Source organism: Finegoldia sp. P2-F-LR (assembly GCF_052932265.1).
Map to the genome: position 1 here is coordinate 1 of NZ_JBRFJF010000001.1, position 19,106 is coordinate 19,106.

General features: G+C 27.7%; 19 protein-coding genes and 3 tRNA genes. 19 read left to right on the top strand and 3 right to left on the bottom strand.

Features of this window, described 5'->3' with window-relative positions; all coding sequences use genetic code 11:
- From ACU68W_RS00005 to map, 3 genes are all read left to right on the top strand, one after another.
- Positions 1-251 (top strand): transposase (locus ACU68W_RS00005; RefSeq protein WP_446755927.1); only part of this gene is annotated, 251 nt, incomplete at its 5' end.
- A 130-nt stretch (positions 252-381) separates the two neighbouring features.
- The gene (locus ACU68W_RS00010; RefSeq protein WP_094205605.1) at positions 382-1,713 is read left to right on the top strand and encodes a hemolysin family protein; all 1,332 of its coding nucleotides are present in this window, start codon (positions 382-384) and stop codon (positions 1,711-1,713) included.
- Between the two features lie 8 nt (positions 1,714-1,721).
- Positions 1,722-2,477, top strand: coding sequence for a type I methionyl aminopeptidase (map, locus tag ACU68W_RS00015; RefSeq protein WP_446755928.1), 756 nt, complete (start codon positions 1,722-1,724; stop codon positions 2,475-2,477).
- 37 nt (positions 2,478-2,514) lie between these two features.
- Here map and ACU68W_RS00020 read toward each other — a convergent pair whose 3' ends face one another.
- Positions 2,515-3,660 carry a tRNA(Met) cytidine acetate ligase gene (locus ACU68W_RS00020; RefSeq protein WP_311437116.1) on the bottom strand — a complete coding sequence of 382 codons (1,146 nt, stop codon included), beginning with the start codon at positions 3,658-3,660 and terminating at the stop codon, positions 2,515-2,517.
- 86 nt (positions 3,661-3,746) lie between these two features.
- On the opposite strand from ACU68W_RS00020, the gene ACU68W_RS00025 reads away from it, so the two are divergent.
- The 15 genes from ACU68W_RS00025 to rplT all read left to right on the top strand — a co-directional run bounded on the left by ACU68W_RS00025 (position 3,747) and on the right by rplT (position 17,752).
- Positions 3,747-4,187 carry a hypothetical protein gene (locus ACU68W_RS00025; RefSeq protein WP_154272649.1) on the top strand — a complete coding sequence of 147 codons (441 nt, stop codon included), beginning with the start codon at positions 3,747-3,749 and terminating at the stop codon, positions 4,185-4,187.
- Between the two features lie 58 nt (positions 4,188-4,245).
- Entirely contained in the window at positions 4,246-4,887 is a 642-nt protein-coding gene (locus ACU68W_RS00030) for a zinc dependent phospholipase C family protein (protein ID WP_446755929.1), read from the top strand.
- A 21-nt stretch (positions 4,888-4,908) separates the two neighbouring features.
- Positions 4,909-5,634 carry a hypothetical protein gene (locus ACU68W_RS00035; RefSeq protein WP_094205610.1) on the top strand — a complete coding sequence of 242 codons (726 nt, stop codon included), beginning with the start codon at positions 4,909-4,911 and terminating at the stop codon, positions 5,632-5,634.
- 89 nt (positions 5,635-5,723) lie between these two features.
- A tRNA-Phe gene (locus tag ACU68W_RS00040) sits at positions 5,724-5,799 on the top strand.
- 8 nt (positions 5,800-5,807) lie between these two features.
- Positions 5,808-5,882 (top strand) — tRNA-Gly (locus ACU68W_RS00045).
- A gap of 3 nt (positions 5,883-5,885) precedes the next feature.
- Positions 5,886-5,959 (top strand) — tRNA-Cys (locus tag ACU68W_RS00050).
- Positions 5,960-6,010: 51 nt separating this feature from the next.
- Complete coding sequence (locus tag ACU68W_RS00055) at positions 6,011-7,141, top strand: DUF6873 family GME fold protein (protein WP_446755930.1); 1,131 nt, start codon at positions 6,011-6,013, stop codon at positions 7,139-7,141.
- 13 nt (positions 7,142-7,154) lie between these two features.
- Positions 7,155-8,450 (top strand): histidine--tRNA ligase, encoded by a 1,296-nt coding sequence (gene hisS / locus ACU68W_RS00060; RefSeq protein ID WP_316523526.1) that lies wholly within the window; start codon positions 7,155-7,157, stop codon positions 8,448-8,450.
- A 192-nt stretch (positions 8,451-8,642) separates the two neighbouring features.
- Positions 8,643-10,547, top strand: coding sequence for a threonine--tRNA ligase (gene thrS / locus ACU68W_RS00065; protein ID WP_094223412.1), 1,905 nt, complete (start codon positions 8,643-8,645; stop codon positions 10,545-10,547).
- Positions 10,548-10,627: 80 nt separating this feature from the next.
- Positions 10,628-12,355 carry an ABC transporter ATP-binding protein gene (locus ACU68W_RS00070; RefSeq protein ID WP_446755931.1) on the top strand — a complete coding sequence of 576 codons (1,728 nt, stop codon included), beginning with the start codon at positions 10,628-10,630 and terminating at the stop codon, positions 12,353-12,355.
- Positions 12,345-14,084 carry an ABC transporter ATP-binding protein gene (locus ACU68W_RS00075; protein ID WP_094223414.1) on the top strand — a complete coding sequence of 580 codons (1,740 nt, stop codon included), beginning with the start codon at positions 12,345-12,347 and terminating at the stop codon, positions 14,082-14,084. The genes ACU68W_RS00070 and ACU68W_RS00075 overlap by 11 nt, the downstream gene beginning before the upstream one ends.
- 10 nt (positions 14,085-14,094) lie before the next feature.
- A complete protein-coding gene (gene mprF / locus ACU68W_RS00080; RefSeq protein ID WP_094223415.1) occupies positions 14,095-16,497 on the top strand; it encodes a bifunctional lysylphosphatidylglycerol flippase/synthetase MprF in 2,403 nt (800 codons plus the stop codon).
- Positions 16,498-16,668: 171 nt separating this feature from the next.
- On the top strand, positions 16,669-17,175 hold the full coding sequence (gene infC, locus ACU68W_RS00085; RefSeq protein ID WP_094205617.1) for a translation initiation factor IF-3: 507 nt from the start codon (positions 16,669-16,671) through the stop codon (positions 17,173-17,175).
- Between the two features lie 13 nt (positions 17,176-17,188).
- Positions 17,189-17,380, top strand: coding sequence for a 50S ribosomal protein L35 (gene rpmI, locus ACU68W_RS00090; protein WP_002838103.1), 192 nt, complete (start codon positions 17,189-17,191; stop codon positions 17,378-17,380).
- An 18-nt stretch (positions 17,381-17,398) separates the two neighbouring features.
- On the top strand, positions 17,399-17,752 hold the full coding sequence (rplT, locus tag ACU68W_RS00095; RefSeq protein WP_002838114.1) for a 50S ribosomal protein L20: 354 nt from the start codon (positions 17,399-17,401) through the stop codon (positions 17,750-17,752).
- 31 nt (positions 17,753-17,783) lie between these two features.
- On the opposite strand, the gene ACU68W_RS00100 is transcribed toward rplT, so the two are convergent.
- Entirely contained in the window at positions 17,784-18,059 is a 276-nt protein-coding gene (locus ACU68W_RS00100) for a GIY-YIG nuclease family protein (RefSeq protein ID WP_094223416.1), read from the bottom strand.
- A complete protein-coding gene (locus ACU68W_RS00105; RefSeq protein ID WP_094223417.1) occupies positions 18,059-18,676 on the bottom strand; it encodes a regulatory protein RecX in 618 nt (205 codons plus the stop codon). The genes ACU68W_RS00100 and ACU68W_RS00105 overlap by 1 nt, the downstream gene beginning before the upstream one ends.
- A gap of 188 nt (positions 18,677-18,864) precedes the next feature.
- On the opposite strand from ACU68W_RS00105, the gene ACU68W_RS00110 reads away from it, so the two are divergent.
- The gene (locus ACU68W_RS00110; protein ID WP_035109486.1) at positions 18,865-19,104 is read left to right on the top strand and encodes a YdbC family protein; all 240 of its coding nucleotides are present in this window, start codon (positions 18,865-18,867) and stop codon (positions 19,102-19,104) included.
- The last annotated feature ends 2 nt before the right edge of the window (positions 19,105-19,106 follow it).

The following is a 19,106-nucleotide window of genomic DNA, read 5'->3' on the forward strand; positions in this document are numbered from 1 at the left end:
TCAAGAAGCATGGTATTATCCAATCAATGTCAAGAAAAGGTAATTGTTATGATAATTCAATTATGGAAACATTTTTTGGAAGATTAAAAAATGAAGTTTATTATGGTTACGAAAAGAGCTATAACTCTTTTGAAGAATTTTCGAAAGCAATAGAAAAATACATCTATTATTACAATAACGAAAGAATTCAGAGGAAAACAAAATGGATGCCACCTACAAAGTATAGGTTAGCATCCACTACAACTAATTAATTAAATATTGTGTCCAGTTTTATGGGTACACATCACTTTGTATTGCAGAAAACATTCCGTTTTTAATTTTGTTTTATTTTAATTCAAAATTATTGTATAATATTATTATCTATAATTTTAGGAGGATTAAATGGACGAAGTCGGGCCCAATCTTATTGTAGAATTGGTTATTTTATTAATACTTATAGTAATTAATGCTTTTTTTTCAGCAAGTGAAATAGCAATTGTATCTTGTGATAAAAATAAGCTTAGGGTTATGAGTGATGACGGAAATGAAAAGGCAAAATCTGTTTTAGAACAATTTGAAAAACACACAAAATTTTTGTCTACTATTCAAGTTATATTAACTTATATTGGATTTGTTGCTTCAGCAATATGTGCATCTAGTTTAAGTGTAAGTTTGAGTAAAAAGATGATATTTTTAGGATTAAATAAATCTGTAACTTATTGGATATCAGTGTGTGTTGTACTTATTGTTTTGTCGTTTTTGTATATTTTGTTTGGACAATTGATTCCAAAAAGAATTGCTTTGAGTGTGGCGGATTCTTTTGCGTTATTTTCGATTACTGCTGTAAAATTTATTTACTTTATTTTAAAACCATTTGTTTTTTTACTTTCTAAGTCAACAAAATTTATACTGAGTATAATTGGAATTAAAACTTTGAATGTGGAGAGCAAAATTACTGTTGAAGAAATAAAATCAATGGTAGAGGTCGGAAAGGAACAAGGAATAATAAATTCAAACGAAAAAGATATGATTGATGCTGTTATTAACTTTGATGAAAAAACAGCTGAAGAAATAATGACAGCAAGAACAGAAGTATTTGCAATTGACCTTGAAGATTGTATTGAAGATTATTTGGATAAATTAATGGAACTAAAATTTTCAAGAATTCCAGTATATGAAGGTGATATTGACAACATACTGGGCATCATCTACATTAAAGATTACATGAGTGAAGCTTACAAACATGGATTTAATAATGTTGACTTAAGAAAGATTTTAAAGCCAGCGTATTTTATATCAGAAACTAAAAATATCAATGATTTATTCTCAGATATGAAGAAAAAAAGAATTCACATGGCAATCTTAATTGATGAATATGGTGGTTTTTCAGGTATTGTATCGATGGAAGATTTAATTGAAGAAATAGTTGGAAATATCGAAGATGAATACGATCATGAAGCTCCTGATATTATTCAGGTTGACAAGTTTAATTATATAGTAAAAGGTAGTACTTCTATAAAAGAAATTAATTCTAACATTGGACTTGAGATTGATGAGCTATCGGATGATTATGATACATTAGGCGGTATGTTAATAAATCGATTGGGATATATACCTGAAGATGGCTTTAAAAGAAAAATAGAAATAGATGATGTTTTGTACAATATAATTTTTGTGGAAGATAAAAGAATTAAAAAGGTAAAAATTACATTACCTAAGAACTTTTTTGAATAGGTGATTAAATGATTATTATAAAAAATAAAGATGAAATAGAAAAAATGGATATTTCTGGAAATGTTATTTCTGGAATGCATGAAGCTTTAAGGGAATTTGTTAAACCAGGTTTGACTACAATGCAAGTTAATGATTTTTGCGAAAAATTTATTAGAAGCAAGGGAGCAATACCAGCTCAAATAGGATTTGAGGGATTCCCATACGCTACATGTTGCTCTGTAAATGATGAAATATGCCATGGATATCCATCTGATTATATTTTAAAATCAGGTGATTTGTTAAAAGTAGATACAGTAGTTGAATTGAATGGTTGGATGAGTGATTCCTGTTGGAGTTATGCAGTTGATGAAATAGACGAAGATACTCAAAAACTTATGGATGTTACAAGAGAATGTTTGTATGAAGGAATTAAATTAGCTGTTATTGGCAATAGACTAGGAGATATAGGAGCTAAAATTCAATCAATAGCAGAAACTAATGGCTATTCTGTAGTACGCGAATTCACAGGCCACGGAATCGGCAGAGGTATGCATGAAGATCCAATGGTTCTTCACTATGGTAAAGAACACAGAGGTCTTAGATTACAAGAGGGAATGGTATTAACTATTGAACCAATGATAAATATGGGAACTCATAAGTTAAAAATCGATAATAATGGATGGACCGCAAGAACTATTGATGGTAAAAAATCATGCCAATATGAACACACATTAGCTATCACAAAAGATGGTCCAAGAATTTTGACTAAACAACAAGGACAATAAAATAAAGAGAATATTTTGGGGTTCCTCAAAATATTCTCTATTTTTTTATTACTGGAAAATTATAAAAATCATTAACCTTTTTTGTAGAATATATTAGTCTACTGACTTTTATATCATATTCAAATAATTTTTTGTAATTATCAGATAAACTTGAAAAATCTCTGTTCAAAGAATAAATTTTACAATTTTTTTTAATTGCGGAAAAATCGAAGTTTTTTTTGAATCCCAATAGGCGAACAGCTTCAATATCTGCATTTACGATATCATCTACAAATTTTTTATCTACTCCTAAAATATAATTTAAAATCAATCTTTGAAGTCGATTTTTGGTATATTTTTTATTTTTTATGTTTTCAAAAAAATCATCATAATTTTCATTCAATGCATTTGATAGAAGATTATCTAATCCTTTCTCATAACCCGTTATATTATCTAATTCTGACTTTTCCACAAATAATTTATAAGATAATATGTCTAAAAGTTTTTTGTTAGATCTAATAGAATTTTGTTTAAGATATTCGTAAGTTAAGGATGGAATTTTGTCTTTAAATTCTTCTAATAGTTTCAAATTAGATCTAATAGAAGAGGCACTATAAGAAATACATTCTAAGGAATTTGAATTGTATTCGCTATTGGCTCTTCTTATTGGCAGAATTTTACATTTAGAGTGTAGTTTATCTAATGATTTCATATATTCCAAAGCAAGAATGTTATTTGATTTGAATATTTCATCGGAATATTCAGAGTAGTTTTGCTTTGAAAATATCATTATGTTTTTATTATATGAAATATTTTTGTTTTCTAGTATAAACTGTTTAATATTATCTTCATTTTCTAGTAGAAAATCTTTGTATGAAATTAGATCTTTTATTTCTGTTTCAATTCCAAAAGAAACATAATTACATCCAATAGTGTCTATTATTTTAATAGCGTAATAGGCGAAATTTTGCGCTGATTGCAAGGAAAATACTGAAGGAATTTCAATAACACAGTCTATTCCGTGTTCCAAAGCAATTTTAGTTTTATGAAGTTTATCTAAAATAGAAAATTCACCACGTTGCACTACATTTCCGCTCATGATTGCAATTATATTTGATTCTGGGAAATTTTTTTTTATTTGATCTATTTGATGTAAATGCCCAAAATGGAACGGATTGTATTCACTTACTATAGCTATATTCATAATTATTGATTCCTTTCATATACTTTTTTCTTATGTTGTATTATAATTGATATTGGTAATATAGTAAATAAAAAGGGGTAGATTTTATGGATATAAGATTTGTTAAAGGCAATATTTTTGAGCTACAAAGCGATGCAATTTTATATTTTATCGAAAATTCACTTCTGGAAGAGAATTCAAAAAAATTAGTTGAAAAAGCTGGAGAAAGAATTTTAGAACCTCTTACAAAAATAAGTGGAATAGAAAAAGGCGAATGTAAAATCATTCCCGCTTTTAATATAACTTCGGATTATGTGATATTGGCAAATTTGCCAGATGATTTAAGAAATAACAACAAAAATATTTTCAAAAATTTAATCTATAATGTTTTTTGTGAAATGAAAAAATTTGAAATTCATTCGCTTAACATAGATTATTCTCTTTTAACTGAAAAATATTCTAGTGAATTTGTTAATCTTATAAATGAAGTTATAGACGAAAAATCGTTGAGAATTAGCGATTTTCTTGTATTTATGTGCAAAAGTTAGTAATTGACTTTTAACTTAAATTACTCTAAAATAATATTATGTCCAATGACGAAAGGTAGTGATTAATATTTTTCCAGAAACTCATAAGAGAATTGTTAGAGAAATAAATCAAGACATTAAAGATTCCTATGGAATCAATTTAAATATAAAAAAATTAGAATGGGGAGCTGTTAGTCCAGATATTTTACCAAAATACAAGCTAATAGCACATTACAAAGAAGAAAGTATAAATTATATTGTAAAAGAAATTATCACTATAATTTATCTTTTTCAATTTACAGACTTAACAAGATTGAATTCATTGCAAAATAAGATTTTAAGTACAAAACTTGGAGTAATAAGTCATTATCTAAGTGATTATGTGTGTCTTCCACATGCAAAAAGATGGAGGTATAATCAACACCTTAAAGATCACATGAATTACGAAAGAGTTTTGAATAAGTTAGCACAAAATCATATATTTGACAAAAAAGCAATAACCACAAGACAAATAAGCATAGATAATGATGAATGTGTGATGTTAAAAACATTGGTTAAGAATTATATTGAAGATATAGTAGATGAATATAGCATTTCAGAAGATAAAACAAGAGATTTGGACTTTGCGTACGGTTTGAATTATTCTATTTTCTGTTTTATCTTTGAAACTATTGAAGTATTCTCTACAGAAAGATACTATCAAAAGTCCTTTGTTTTTTAAATATAATTAGGAGTAGGAGTTATGTATAAAGCTTATAACACGAACAATTTAAAGAAAAAGCTTGAGAAAAAATTTCTTTTCGAAGACGATTTATTAGCTTTATACTTAATGCTTGATATTGTTCAACAAGAAAACAAAATACAACCTTGTTATGTCAAATATAACGCTCTTAATAAAATTTACAATGTTTTAATTAATCATTTGTCGTATAGAAATGATAGAGAAATTATTATTAAAGCTATTTTTGATTTGATATCAGAAGATATTAATAAGATTGAATTCACTTATTATCTTCAAGCTTATACTGAAGGCTTTAATAATAAGAATATAAGTGATGAGTTGGAGTTTTATGCATTAAGACATATTCCAGCATCTACGATTAAAAAATCGGATATTCTTCTTCATAATACTGAAAGCAGAAGTGCTAAGTTTTTAAAAAATAAGATGATTAGTTCAATTAAAAACAAATCAAATGCATTTAGAGTACAAGATTCAATAATAGATAATTATTGTGAAAACATCTTAAAAGACAAGATATTTAGCATTAATAGCAAGATGGACAAACAGTTAGTGATGAAATCTATTAATGATAGTGTAGTGATTTCTGAAGAAAAATTCTTGAATATGTGGCAATTAGAAAATTTGTACAAAAAAATTGTTAAAACTTTGAAAACTGTTTTAAATAATTCTATAGAAGATGCATTGTGGTATGGGTTAAATGACAGAGTATTACAAAGGTATAAGTAAATTGTAAAGTCGGATTTAAATTGTTGTAAAAAAATTTGACAAAACAAATTTAATCGTTTATACTAGTAAAGTAATGTTTGATACATTAAGCCCAGATAGCTCAGTCGGTAGAGCAAAGGACTGAAAATCCTTGTGTCGCTGGTTCGATTCCGGCTCTGGGCACCAAAATGTGTGCGGAAGTGGCTCAGTGGTAGAGCATCGCCTTGCCAAGGCGAGGGTCGCGAGTTCGAGTCTCGTCTTCCGCTCCATACGGCGACATAGCCAAGTGGTAAGGCAGAGGTCTGCAACACCTTCACCCCCAGTTCAAATCTGGGTGTCGCCTCCAAAGGAAAGTTTATTATAGACTTTCCTTTTTTTTATATGTAAAGGAGTTAATATGATTTTTATTGATTTATTAAAAGATGAATATATTGAGGAGTTATCGGATTTTGTATACAAACTGAGAAATAATGTTTTATTTCAAAATAAGTTTGATTCAAATTTGGCGAAAAATAGAACTACAATAATTAAATCTTTGAAAAAACAAATATCTAGAAAAAATTATTTCGTGATTTTTGAAGAAACTAAGTTAATAGGGTATTTGGTGTTAGATTTAGATAATAAAGAGTTGCTAATTAAAGAGATATATTTAGATAAAATTAATAAATCAATACTTTTTAAAATTTTTAGATTTTTAATGGATTATGCACTATCAAACTTATTTGATATAATTAAATTTAAGTTCAATGGATTTATTTTCGATGAAATTATAAAAGAACATTTAGATGATCAAAATAGATTAGAAATAAAGAATGATATGTTTGTTGAATCTCATAATAAATTTGCGATAATTAGTTTTAAAGCTAAAAAAGGCTTGATAAAATTTTTAAAAGACAATGATTATGAAGTTATTTACAGTTTCGATAGTAAAAAAATGGATGAAAAAGTTAATGACCATGTAGATATGCAAATTAGGAAAATAAATGAAAATGCATTCGTTTGTACTCAAGAATCGTATTTTCATTATAGGGCATATCTTCCAAATTATATAACATTATACGTAACAGAGCTTGAGATAACGAACACATATCCAAAAGATTGCTTGTTAAATAACTTTTCAATTGAAAATTATTTAGTATGTAATAAAAAATCTGTAGATCCTATTATTTTGAAACTTCTTAAAGATGAGAAATTAATAATGGTAAAACAAGGATACTCCAAATGTTCAACAATAGTTACTGATAAATTTGTGATTACCAGTGATAAATCTATATATAATAATGTTCAGAAACAAAGTATTAAGGCTTATCTGATAGATGCTGGGGAAATAAAGCTAGAAGGTTATGATACAGGATTTATTGGTGGGACTTGTGGATATTGTGATGATTTAGGGATTGTTTTTTATGGCAATCTTGAAAAATATAAATTTAAAAATAAGCTTATTGAAATTTTGGAAAAAGAAAATATAAAATACTATTATACAGATGATGATGATTTTATAGATCGCGGATCTATAATCTTTAATTAATAGGAGGTCAATTATGATTCAACCATCTACATTACCAGGAATGATGGAACTTCTTCCTGAAGATCAAATGGTGTTTGATACAATTAAAAGAAGAATAGAAGATGTTTTTATTAAAAATGCATTTTTTTCAATCGACACACCTGCCATAGAAAAATTAGACGTTTTGCTATCAAAAGGTGGAGGGGAAACTAGTAAACAAGTGTATAGAATTGATAGTAGTAAAAAAAATCAAGGATTGAGATTTGACTTAACTGTGCCACTTGCAAAATACGTTTCAATGTACATGCAAGACTTAGCATTCCCATTCAGAAGATATCAAATAGCTAAGGTGTATAGAGGAGAAAGAAATCAAAAAGGACGTTATAAAGAATTTTATCAATGTGATATAGACATTATAGGAAATGAAAAATTGAGCTTATATAATGATGCAGAAATAGTAAAATGCATGTATGAAGCTTTAAAATCAATAGATGTTCCAGATTTTGAATTTCAATTTAATAACAGAAAAATATTGAATGGATATTTCTCTAATTTAGGTATTGAAGACTTTGAATCATGTTTGAGAATAATTGATAAATTAGATAAAATAGGAATAGATAATGTTAAAGAAGAATTATCTAAGCTAGACTTGGACGATGAAAAAATTGATTCGATTTTAAATTTCTTAAAAATTGATGGATCTAACCAAGAAATTATCGAAAAACTGGGATCGTTGAATATCGATAATGAATTATTTGTTTGTGGGCTGGATGAATTGAAATTTGTATATGAAGATATTTTATCTTTGGGGGTTAATCAAGATAATATTAAAATAAATTTATCGATAACTAGAGGTCTTGATTACTATACAGGTTCAGTATTTGAAACATTTTTTAAGGAATATCGTGAAATAGGATCTATTTGTTCTGGAGGAAGATATGATAGTCTGGCGAATAATTTTACTAAAAGCAAGTTGCCTGGAGTAGGAATGAGTATTGGCTTAACTAGATTATTCTATCAACTTCAAGAATTAAATTTGGTAAAAGGTCAACAAAATAATTTTGATTGCATCATTATTCCTATGAAAGGTTACGAAAAAAATGCAGTGAAGTTGATGAATGATTTGAGAAATTCTTCTGTAAGATGCATGAGTTATCTTGAAGCTGATAAATTAAAAAAGAAATTTAATTATGCTGACAAATTATCCGTAAAATATGTTATAATAATAGGACAAGATGAAGTTGAGCAAAATAAATTCACTTTACGAAATATGGAAAATGGTAATCAAGAATTATTAGAACTTAACCAAATTATTGAAAAGTTAAAATAAAGGCGATGAAAAATCCCAGTAAGCATATAAGAACTTTCAGAGAGAGTAAAACTTAGGCTGAAATTTTACTTAAGAGATCAGTATGCTGAATACTAATTTGGAGCCTATTGTTAAATGAGAAAAAATTAGGGTGGAACCACGAGACACTTGTCCCTATCGGGATGAGGGTCTCTTTTTTATTAGGAGGTATTTATGTTTGAAGTAAAATTAAAAGATGGATCCGTAAAAGAATTTGATGAAGAAATAAGTTTATTAGATGTTTGCAAATCAATTTCTGAAGGATTAGCAAGAGACTGTGTTGGAGCAGTTGTAGATGGTAAAATTATGGGATTAATGGAAACTATTAAATCAGATTGCGAAGTTCAATTTGTAAAATTTGATGATGAAGAAGGAAAACAAGTTTTCTGGCATACTTCATCACACTTAATGGCTTATGCTATTCAAAGATTGTATCCAAATACAAAATTTGCAATTGGACCATCAATTGATTCTGGATTCTATTATGATTTAGATACAGATCACAAGTTTGTACCTGAAGATTTAGAAAAAATTGAAGCCGAAATGAAAAAAATAGTTAAGGAAAATCCTAAATTAGTAAGGGTTGAAATTTCAAGAGAAGAAGCATTGGAAAGATTTAAGAAAGAAGGTCAAGATTATAAAGTTGACTTAATAGAAAATCTTGATGAAGATGCTACAATTACATTGTATGAAATGGGAGACTTCGTTGATTTGTGTAGAGGACCTCATTTATTAGAAGTGAAAAATATTAAAGCATTCAAGTTATTATCAATTGCCGGTGCATACTGGAGAGGTGATGAAAATAACAAGATGCTTCAAAGAATTTACGGAATTTCATTCCCTAAGAAAAAATTATTAGACGAATATTTAGAAAGAATGGAAGAAGCTAAGAAAAGAGATCACAGAAAAATTGGTAAAGAAATGGGGCTATTCTCAATTCAAGAAGAAGGACCGGGTTTCCCATTCTTCCATCCAAATGGAATGGTTGTGTTAAATGAACTAGAAAAATTCTTGAAAGAACAACTTTTAGATAGAGGATATGGTCAAATCAAAACTCCATTGATTTTGAACGAAGATTTATGGCATCAATCAGGTCACTGGGATCACTACAAAGAAAATATGTATTTCACTCAAATAGATGGCGATGATTATGCAATAAAACCAATGAACTGTCCAGGATCAATTTTGATTTACAAAGATGAATTGCACAGCTACAGAGAGCTTCCAATTAAAGTTGCAGAACTTGGTCAAGTTCACCGCCATGAATTATCAGGGGCATTGCATGGCTTATTCAGAGTTAGAACTTTCGTACAAGATGATGCACATGTATTCTGTTTACCTGAACAAATAGAAGAAGAAGTAACTAAGATTATTGATTTCTGTGATTATATTTATTCTAAGTTTGGTTTTAAATATGAAGTTGAATTGTCGACTCGTCCAGAAGATTCAATGGGATCAGATGAAGATTGGGATTTAGCAATCAATTCACTTAAGAGTGCATTGGAACACAAGGGCCTTCCATATAAAATTAATGAAGGTGACGGTGCTTTCTACGGCCCTAAAATAGATTTCCATTTGGAAGATGCAATTGGCAGAACTTGGCAATGTGGAACTATTCAATTAGATTTCCAAATGCCAGAAAGATTTGATATGACTTATATCGCAAGTGATGGATCTAAAAAACGTCCAGCAATGATTCATAGAGCAATTTTAGGTAGTGAAGAAAGATTTATGGGAATACTAATAGAACACTATGCTGGAAAATTCCCATTATGGTTATCACCAGTTCAAGTAGAAATTCTTCCTATTAGCGATAAATTCAATGATTATGCGTATGAATTACAACAAAAAATGAAAGCACGTGGATTGAGAGTGAAAGTCGATGATAGAAGTGAAAAAATCGGTCTTAAGATCAGGGAATCTCAATTGAAGAAAGTGAACTATTCATTAATAATTGGACAAAATGAAATTGATAACAATGAGGTATCAGTAAGAAAAAGAGATCTTGGAGATGTAGGATCTAAGAATACTGATGAATTTATTGATGAATTAGTAGATGAATATCAAAATAGAAAATAATTCTATAAATAATGTTTATTTTACAATATAAAAATTTGCTCTGAATTTTTCAGAGCAAATTTTTAATAGAAGGAGGTAAAATGTACAAGAAATTTTATTGGTTTCTAAAATATTACAAAAACAAATTAATTCTTGCTATTACATTTCTTTTATTAAGTGACCTGGTAGGATTAATTCCTCCATATATAACAGGGAAATTAACCGATAGAGTATTAAATAATTCGATAGAATTAAACCCTTTTTTAATTATACTTTTAATTGATGTTTTAGTAATAGGAATTAAATATTTTTTTGCAATGGGATGGTGTTATTACACATTCAGAGCTTCGAATGAAATAGACTATGTAACTAGAAATAGACTTATGGATAAATACTTAAACGAATCCATGAAATATTTTCAAACTTTCAAAACCGGAGAACTTATGAATAGAGCTACTGGAGATGTCAATAGTTTAAGCGATTTGATGGGATTTGGAACTCTTACATTTTTCGATTCTACAGTATTTCCTTTGTTTATAATAATTATAATGATGGTCGTCGTTGACGTTCGTTTAACACTTGTTTCTATAATACCTCTTCCTATATTGGCATTTTTGTGTTTAAAAATTGGTAAGAAAATCCATGAAAAATACTCAATAGTGCAATCTACATTTGATAAGCTAAACAATAGTGTATTAGAAGATGTTGAAGGTATTAGAATTATAAGAGTTTTTGGGATAAAAGATGCTAGATATTTTTCGTTTCAAAATCGATCTAAAATGTTGGTTCAAAAAAACATGGATGTTGTAAAATACAGAGCAATGATGGCTCCTTTTCAAAGAATAATTCCAGCAATGACTTTTGTTATAGCAATCGGATATGGAACATTTTTAATAAGTAAGAATCAAATATCTGTTGGTCAATTGGTTTCTTTTACTTATTATTTAAATATGTTAATTTGGCCAATGTATGCATTAGGAAACTTCATAAATGTATATCAACAAGCCGATGCATCAATGGATAGAATCGATAATATACTTGACTATAAAGATGAATTAGATTTAAACGAAGATTACAAGGAAATTGATGATATAGAAAGTATTAAGTTTGAAAATTATAGTTTCAAATATCCTTACTCTAAAGAATTCGCACTTAAAGATATTTCTTTTGAATTCAAGAAGAACATGAGGGTGGCTATTGTTGGAAAGACAGGGTCAGGAAAGTCAACTATTCTTAAACAATTATTATTCTTATATCCAAGGCAAGATGAATTTGAAATCAACGGTAAATACACGAATTTATTAAATTTAAAATCAGCTAGAGATAATATGGCGTATGTGTCTCAAAAAAGTATGATTTTTTCGGATACAATAAAAAATAATATAAAACTTTCCAAGATAGAGGCCACAGATGAAGAAGTGATTAAAGTATCTAAAAGCGCGGATATTTATAAGGATATAGTCAATTTTCCTGATGAATTTGACACTTTGTGTGGTGAAAACGGACTGTCATTATCTGGAGGTCAAAAACAAAGAATTTCATTAGCAAGAGCTTTATTAAAAGATTCAAACTTGGTTGTATTAGACGACTGTTTAAGCGCATTAGATACTCAAACTGAGAAACATATTTTGATAGAGTTAAAAAAACTTAAAAAAACAGTAATCTTATCGACTCATAGATTAAATCAGATTGACGATTTTGATTTAATAATAGTAATGAAAGATGGTCAAATAAGTGAGATGGGTACTCATTCGGAATTAATGGAAAACAAACAATGGTATTACAATCAATATAATATCCAATTAGTAAGGGGCAGATATGAAGAGTAAATTAAGAAATAAATTTGTATCAGAAAAACTAAAAATGTATTCCATGAAGCAATCTAAAGAATTGGTGATTGGATTTGTCTTTTCCTTATTAAGAACTTCTATGGAAATTTTGGGTCCAATTGTAATTGGATTTGTATTAAATGAATTTGTAGCAAAGAATAATATAGTTGGAAATTTTTCACCAATTATTAAATACTTGACTATTTATTTGGTGATTTACGTTGCGTGTGGAATTTTCAGTAACTTGAGTATGATTTATTTTGAATTGGCTGCAAATAACGTAACATATTTTGTACAAAATGATATTTATAAACATATCAATGAATTACCTATAGAATACTTTGATAATCTGGCAGCAGGAAGTATCGTATCAAGGATTACGAATGATACTATGAGATTAAAGATAATGTTTCAACTTATATTGGCAGATATTACAACTGCTGCAATAATGATAATTGCGATATATATTATGATGGTTGTAACAAATATTAAAGTGTCTTTGATGCTTTTGATTTTGTTTCCATTTGTTTTCTTAATATTCTATGACTATAGATATAAATCAGCAAAACATAATAAAAGAATCAGACATCTGGTTAGTAAAATAAACGCAAATATTAATGAAAATATTAATAATATGGAAATAATTCAAGCTTTAAATGTCAAACAAACTATAAAAGATAAGTTCGATAAAATTAACAAAGAAATTTTTGGAAATAATTTAGCTCTTACTAAATTAAGAAGCTATGGAGGATACAGGGCTATTGATATAATTGGTTTATTATCAACAGTTATAATTTTATTTTATTTTGGATATGGTCAGATAACCAAAAGCTATCCAGTTACAGTTGGTGGGCTTTATATAATTATCGATTATACTTCAAAGATTTTTTCGAATGTTAGTGTAATTGTTACAAGATTTGGAGATATGGAACAAGCTTATGCATCTGCAAGTCACATATTTGACATAATGAAATTAGATACAATTGAAAAGTCAGATGGTGTGATAGAAGACCTAAAGGGAGATATTGAATTTAAAAATGTTTATTTTGCTTATGATAAAAATGATGTATTGAAGGATATTTCATTTAAAATACCAAAATCAACTAGTGCAGCTTTTGTAGGGACTACAGGTAGTGGAAAATCAACGATCCTTAATTTAATATTGAAGTTTTATGATGTAAAAAGTGGTGAAATTTTAATTGATGGGGTAAATATCAATAATTTAAATGAAGATATTATGAGAGAAAACTTTGCGGTTGTACTACAAGATCCGTTCCTTTTTGAAACTACATTAAAAGAAAATATAACTTTAGATAAGGATTATAGTGACGAGGAAGTGATCCATGCGTTAGAAGAATTAGGATGCTATACATTGCTTAAAAAAGGTTTAAATGAACCTATAAAAGAAAAAGGCTCTAATCTTTCACAAGGAGAAAGACAATTAATCTCCTTTGCAAGAGCATATATTAGAAATCCTAGAATATTAATTTTAGATGAAGCTACATCGAATATTGATACTGAAACAGAGCAAATTATCCAACAACCATTAGAAAAATTAAAATATTCAAGAACTACATTGATAGTAGCTCACAGATTATCTACAATTAGAAATGTTGACAAGATTTTTGCCTTATCCAATGGTAAAATAATAGAAAGTGGAACTCATGATGAACTATTACTAAAAGATGGTTTCTACAAACAAATGTACGATGAGCAATCATCCATTTAAAGGGGGATTAATGGATAAAAAACTAAAATACATTAGGACAACATACACTATAATATTCACAATTATTGTCTTATATATCGTAAGGAACAATTTTATAGCACCTAATCATATTTTTAAATATAAGATTTTTTTGAGTATTGCTCAAAAATTACAAATTGCTTTATTTGGACTTATAGTATTTCTTATTTCATCAATTTCCTATTTTTTATATAATAAAAATTTTGATTTCAAGGATATAAAAAAGTTTTGGGTTCTAGAATCATTAAGAAAATTTGTATGGATAAAGGGAATCGAATCAGTATTTATTGGTGAAGATGAGTATAGGAATCAGAACTTAAACAAAAATATTTCTAATTTTATCGCTTTATCTTTAATTAGTATATTCACGATATTTTTAATGAAACCAGAATGGACACTATTTTTGATTTATTTAGTAATATTGGTTATTGGTATTTGTGTTATTTATTTTAAAAACAAAAGTCCATATTATTTAGATTTTGTTGTAAAGGATAACATAAGTGTCAAAAGAAAAGTTTTATCAGTTGCTTATGAAACTGTTGTTACAATATGTAATATATTATTTTTCGTTTTTGCGATAAAACAATTTACTAATGTAAATCTTTCATCTTTGGTGCTTGTTTATTGTGTTTCAAATGTATTTGGGCAAGTTAGCTTGATGCAGGATGGATTTGTTGTTTCGGATTTAATAGAAATACACTTTTTATGTAAATTGATAGAACCTAGAGCTGCAATAATTGCCATATTGATATACAGAATTGTAAGTAGTGTTATTCCATGGATAATTTCTTTAATTATGATATTAAAAAGAATTTACGACAATTACAATACTGATCAATACAAGAAACAGTTCGCATTTAATATTTTGTCTATTTTTACTCTAATCGTTGGGCTAATATTATGTTTAAGTGTTGCTACTCCATCAATGTTATTAAGAATAAAATTTTTAAAGAGATTTGTTAAGAAAGATGTAGTGATTTTGGCTAGATTTATAACTCTTACATCAGGTGGGTTACTAATACTTCTTTCACAAGGAATAAAAAAATCAGTTAAAAAATCTTTTTATATAGCGGAAGCAGTATTAATAGTTTCAGTTTTTTCAACACTATTAAAAGGATTAGACATTGAAGAATCTATTATTACATTAGTATTGGGAATTGTAATGTATATTATGAAAGATGGATTCACAGAACAAGCTATCAAAATCAACCCAAAATATTTTATAAATACTATCGGTAAATTATCAGTTGTCACAGTATTATTTATCTTTATTAGCAATACTGTTCGCAAGGTAAATTTTTTGACATCACATCGAAAATATTCTCTAAATTATTTGGTTGAAAACAAGAAATTTATACTTCTATATGTTTTATTTGTTCTGATATTATCTTACCTTGCTCAATATACACGAACTAAGAAGATCACATTTACAAAATTAACAGATGAGGATTTTGATAAAATTGATAAATTCTTGGAAGAATTTGGTGGCAATGAATTTAGTCATTTAGTATATTTGAATGATAAAAATGTTTATTTTGACAAGACAAATACAGTAATGATTATGTATCGCCCAGTAAAAAACAGCGTTATCGTATTAGGTGATCCAATAGGTAAGAAAGAAAATTTCGTTGAAGCAATTGATGATTTTATAGTTTATTGCAATGAATATCACATGAATGTTTGTTTTTATGAAATAAATGGAGAAAATCTTGAATTATACTGTGATCAAGGTTTTAGATTCGTTAAGGTTGGACAAGACGCAACAGTAGACTTAACTCAATTTTCTTTAGTAGGAAAGAAAAATAGAACTTGGCGACATGTTCTTAATAACTTCGATAAAGGGAATTATGAATTTAAAGTTGAAGATCCAACCGATAACCTGTTATCTCAAATGAAAATTGTTTCGGATAAATGGTTAGAAAATAAAAATGAAATGGGATTTAGTTTAGGATTTTTTGACGAAGATTATCTAAAAAGAACCAAAATAGCATGTATTTACAAAAACAATGAATTACTTGCTTTTGCAAATCTTCAACCGTTTTATGATGATAAGACACTTTCTATCGATTTAATGAGATATGATAAATCAAATGAAGATGGTTTGATGGATTTTATATTCATAAAGTTAATTTTATGGGGTCAAGAAAATAATTTTGAAAAATTCTACCTAGGAATGGCACCGTTATCTAAAGTTGGAGATAAGATTTATTCAAAGAAGAAAGAAAAAATTCTAAATATTGTTTACAATACTCAAAATAAGATATATAATTTTAAAGGTTTAAGAAACTACAAGGATAAATTTAAGCCTAATTGGTCGAATAAGTATATAGCATATACTTCGGACTTTAATTTACCATATATTTTAATTAATGTAGTAAATTCAAAGAAAAAATAGTTGACAAAGCGTTCAACATAGTATACAATATTTATTGTTGTTAAGTAGAGATATCCGCTCTCACCTTATAATTTCGAATTCATAAGGTTAAAATTTAATTTGATTATTAATTTTTGGCGGGTATTTTTACCCGCCATTATTTTTTTGGAGGTGAATAATATAAAAGACTTAATGATTAATGAGGAGATAAGATCTTCTAAAGTTAGATTAATCGATGATGAAGGTGAACAAATAGGTGTAATTCCTATTAAAGAAGCTTTGAAAATGGCTGAAAATAAACATCTAGATTTGGTAAATGTAGCACCAAACGCTAAGCCACCTGTATGCAAAATATTAGATTATGGAAAATACAAATACGATGCATTAAAGAAAGAAAAAGAAGCGAAGAAAAATCAAAAAGTAATTAACGTAAAAGAAATAAGACTTTCACCAAATATTGAAAAGCACGATTTAGAAGTTAAGGCTAATCAAGCATCTAAATTTTTAAGCAATGAAAACAGAGTAAAAGTTTCTGTTAGATTTAGAGGTAGAGAACTTGGTCACAAAGATTTAGGTAAGGAAGTTCTTGATAAATTTTATGAATTAACAAAAGATGTAGGACAAATAGAAAAGAAACCTTCTATGGAAGGTAGAATGATGATAATGTTTATGGGTCCTTTGACTGATAAAGATAATTAGAGGGGGAAATAATATGCCAAAAATGAAGACACATAGAGGTTCTGCTAAAAGATTTAGAAGAACTGGTACAGGTAAGTTAAGAAGATTTAAAGCTTATGCAAGTCACTTAACAGGAAAGAAATCTGCAAAGAGAATTAGAAACTTAAGAAAAGGCACAACAGTTAGCGAAGCAGATATGAAAAGAATCGATAAAATGATTCCTTAGTTAGAGGGGGAAATATAAATGGCTAGAATTAAACGTGGTACAAATAATAGAAAAAGACATAAAAAAGTATTAAAACAAGCTAAAGGATATTACGGCTCAAAACATACATTATTCAAAACTGCTAACCAAGCTGTTATGAAATCATTAGCTTATTCATATGTTGGAAGAAAAAGAAGAAAAAGAGATTTCAGAAAATTATGGATTGCTAGAATTAACGCAGCTACAAGAATGCATGATTTAAGCTATAGCAAATTTATGCACGGATTAAAAGTAGCAGGTGTTGATTTGAACAGAAAAGTTCTTGCAGATATGGCTGTTAGAGATGAAAAAGAATTTGCTAAATTAGTAGAATTAGCAAAAAATAATTTATAAAATAAAAAGCTTAAGTTGATTTATATCATACTTAAGCTTTTTTTAATATAGAATTAATTTCATTCTCTTCTGAATTGATTAATTTTAACTTTTTATCACGAGTTAGACTTTTCGTTTTAATTTCTAATTTTAATGCATGACTTTTATTATCAATTTTTTTCATAAAAACATAGTTTACGGGAAGCCTTGCTCTCGTATACTTACTAGCTTTGCCTTTATTGTGCATTTTAATTCTTCTTAAAAAATCATTTGTAATGCCTGTGTATAAACTCTTATCAGCACATTCTAAAATATATAAATAATACATTAATACATACCACTAATTTGTTTTGCAACATCATAACTGAAACCTTTTTGGAGTAAGAAGGTAACTATTTTATTCCTTAGCTCGTAGCCTTCATATTTTTCTTTCCAAATGTTGATTTTAGTTTCAACTATTTGAGTAGCTTTGTCTAATTCCATATTGTACCCAAAAACTTCTTCTAAATAATCTTCGTAAATTCTTTTATCAATACCTTTTTGGTATAAATCGTTGATTATTCGTCTTTTACTGTAATTTGTAAGATTAATTTTATCGTTAATAAATATTTTTGCATAGTTATAATCGTCCAGTAAATCTAGATTTTTTAATTTAGTAATTACTTCATCAATAATTTCTGTGCTAAATTTCTTGGATTTTAATTTTGTAATTATTTCTTTTTCAGTTCGTAATTTATAAGATAAAAAATTAAGGCTGATTTCAAAAGCTTCTCCAAATTTTGATATGTTCAATAGGTGAGCATACAATTCATCATCTATTATCATTTCATTATGAATTTTAAATTTTTCAAAGTCATTATAACTTAATAAAAAACTTTCTTTTGTATCAGTCTCAATTACAAACTTATCTTTTTTATCGTTGAACTCAATTTTTCGAATTATCATTTTATCTTATATTCATTATTACATTGAGTATAAATGGAGCAACCATCATCGCCACTAGAATAATAGCTATAATTTGAGCTAATTTTTGTTTTTTCATGAAATTCACCTCTATGATATTCTAACACAAAAACATATATTTGCATATTTTAAAATAATGCTATAATATATTTATAAAAATGGAGGTAATTATGGCTGATTTAAAATTTGAAATAGTAGAAAGAATTGGAGTTTTATCCACAAAAGCTAACAATTGGAATAAGGAATTAAATATTGTTAAGTGGTCGGATTACGATGCAAAATACGATATTAGAGAATGGAATCCTGATCATACAAGAATGAGTAAAGGTCTTACATTCACAGAAGAAGAATTAAGAGTATTACATGCATTAATAGAAGATGAATTGAAACAATTAGATTCAGAAAAGTAGGA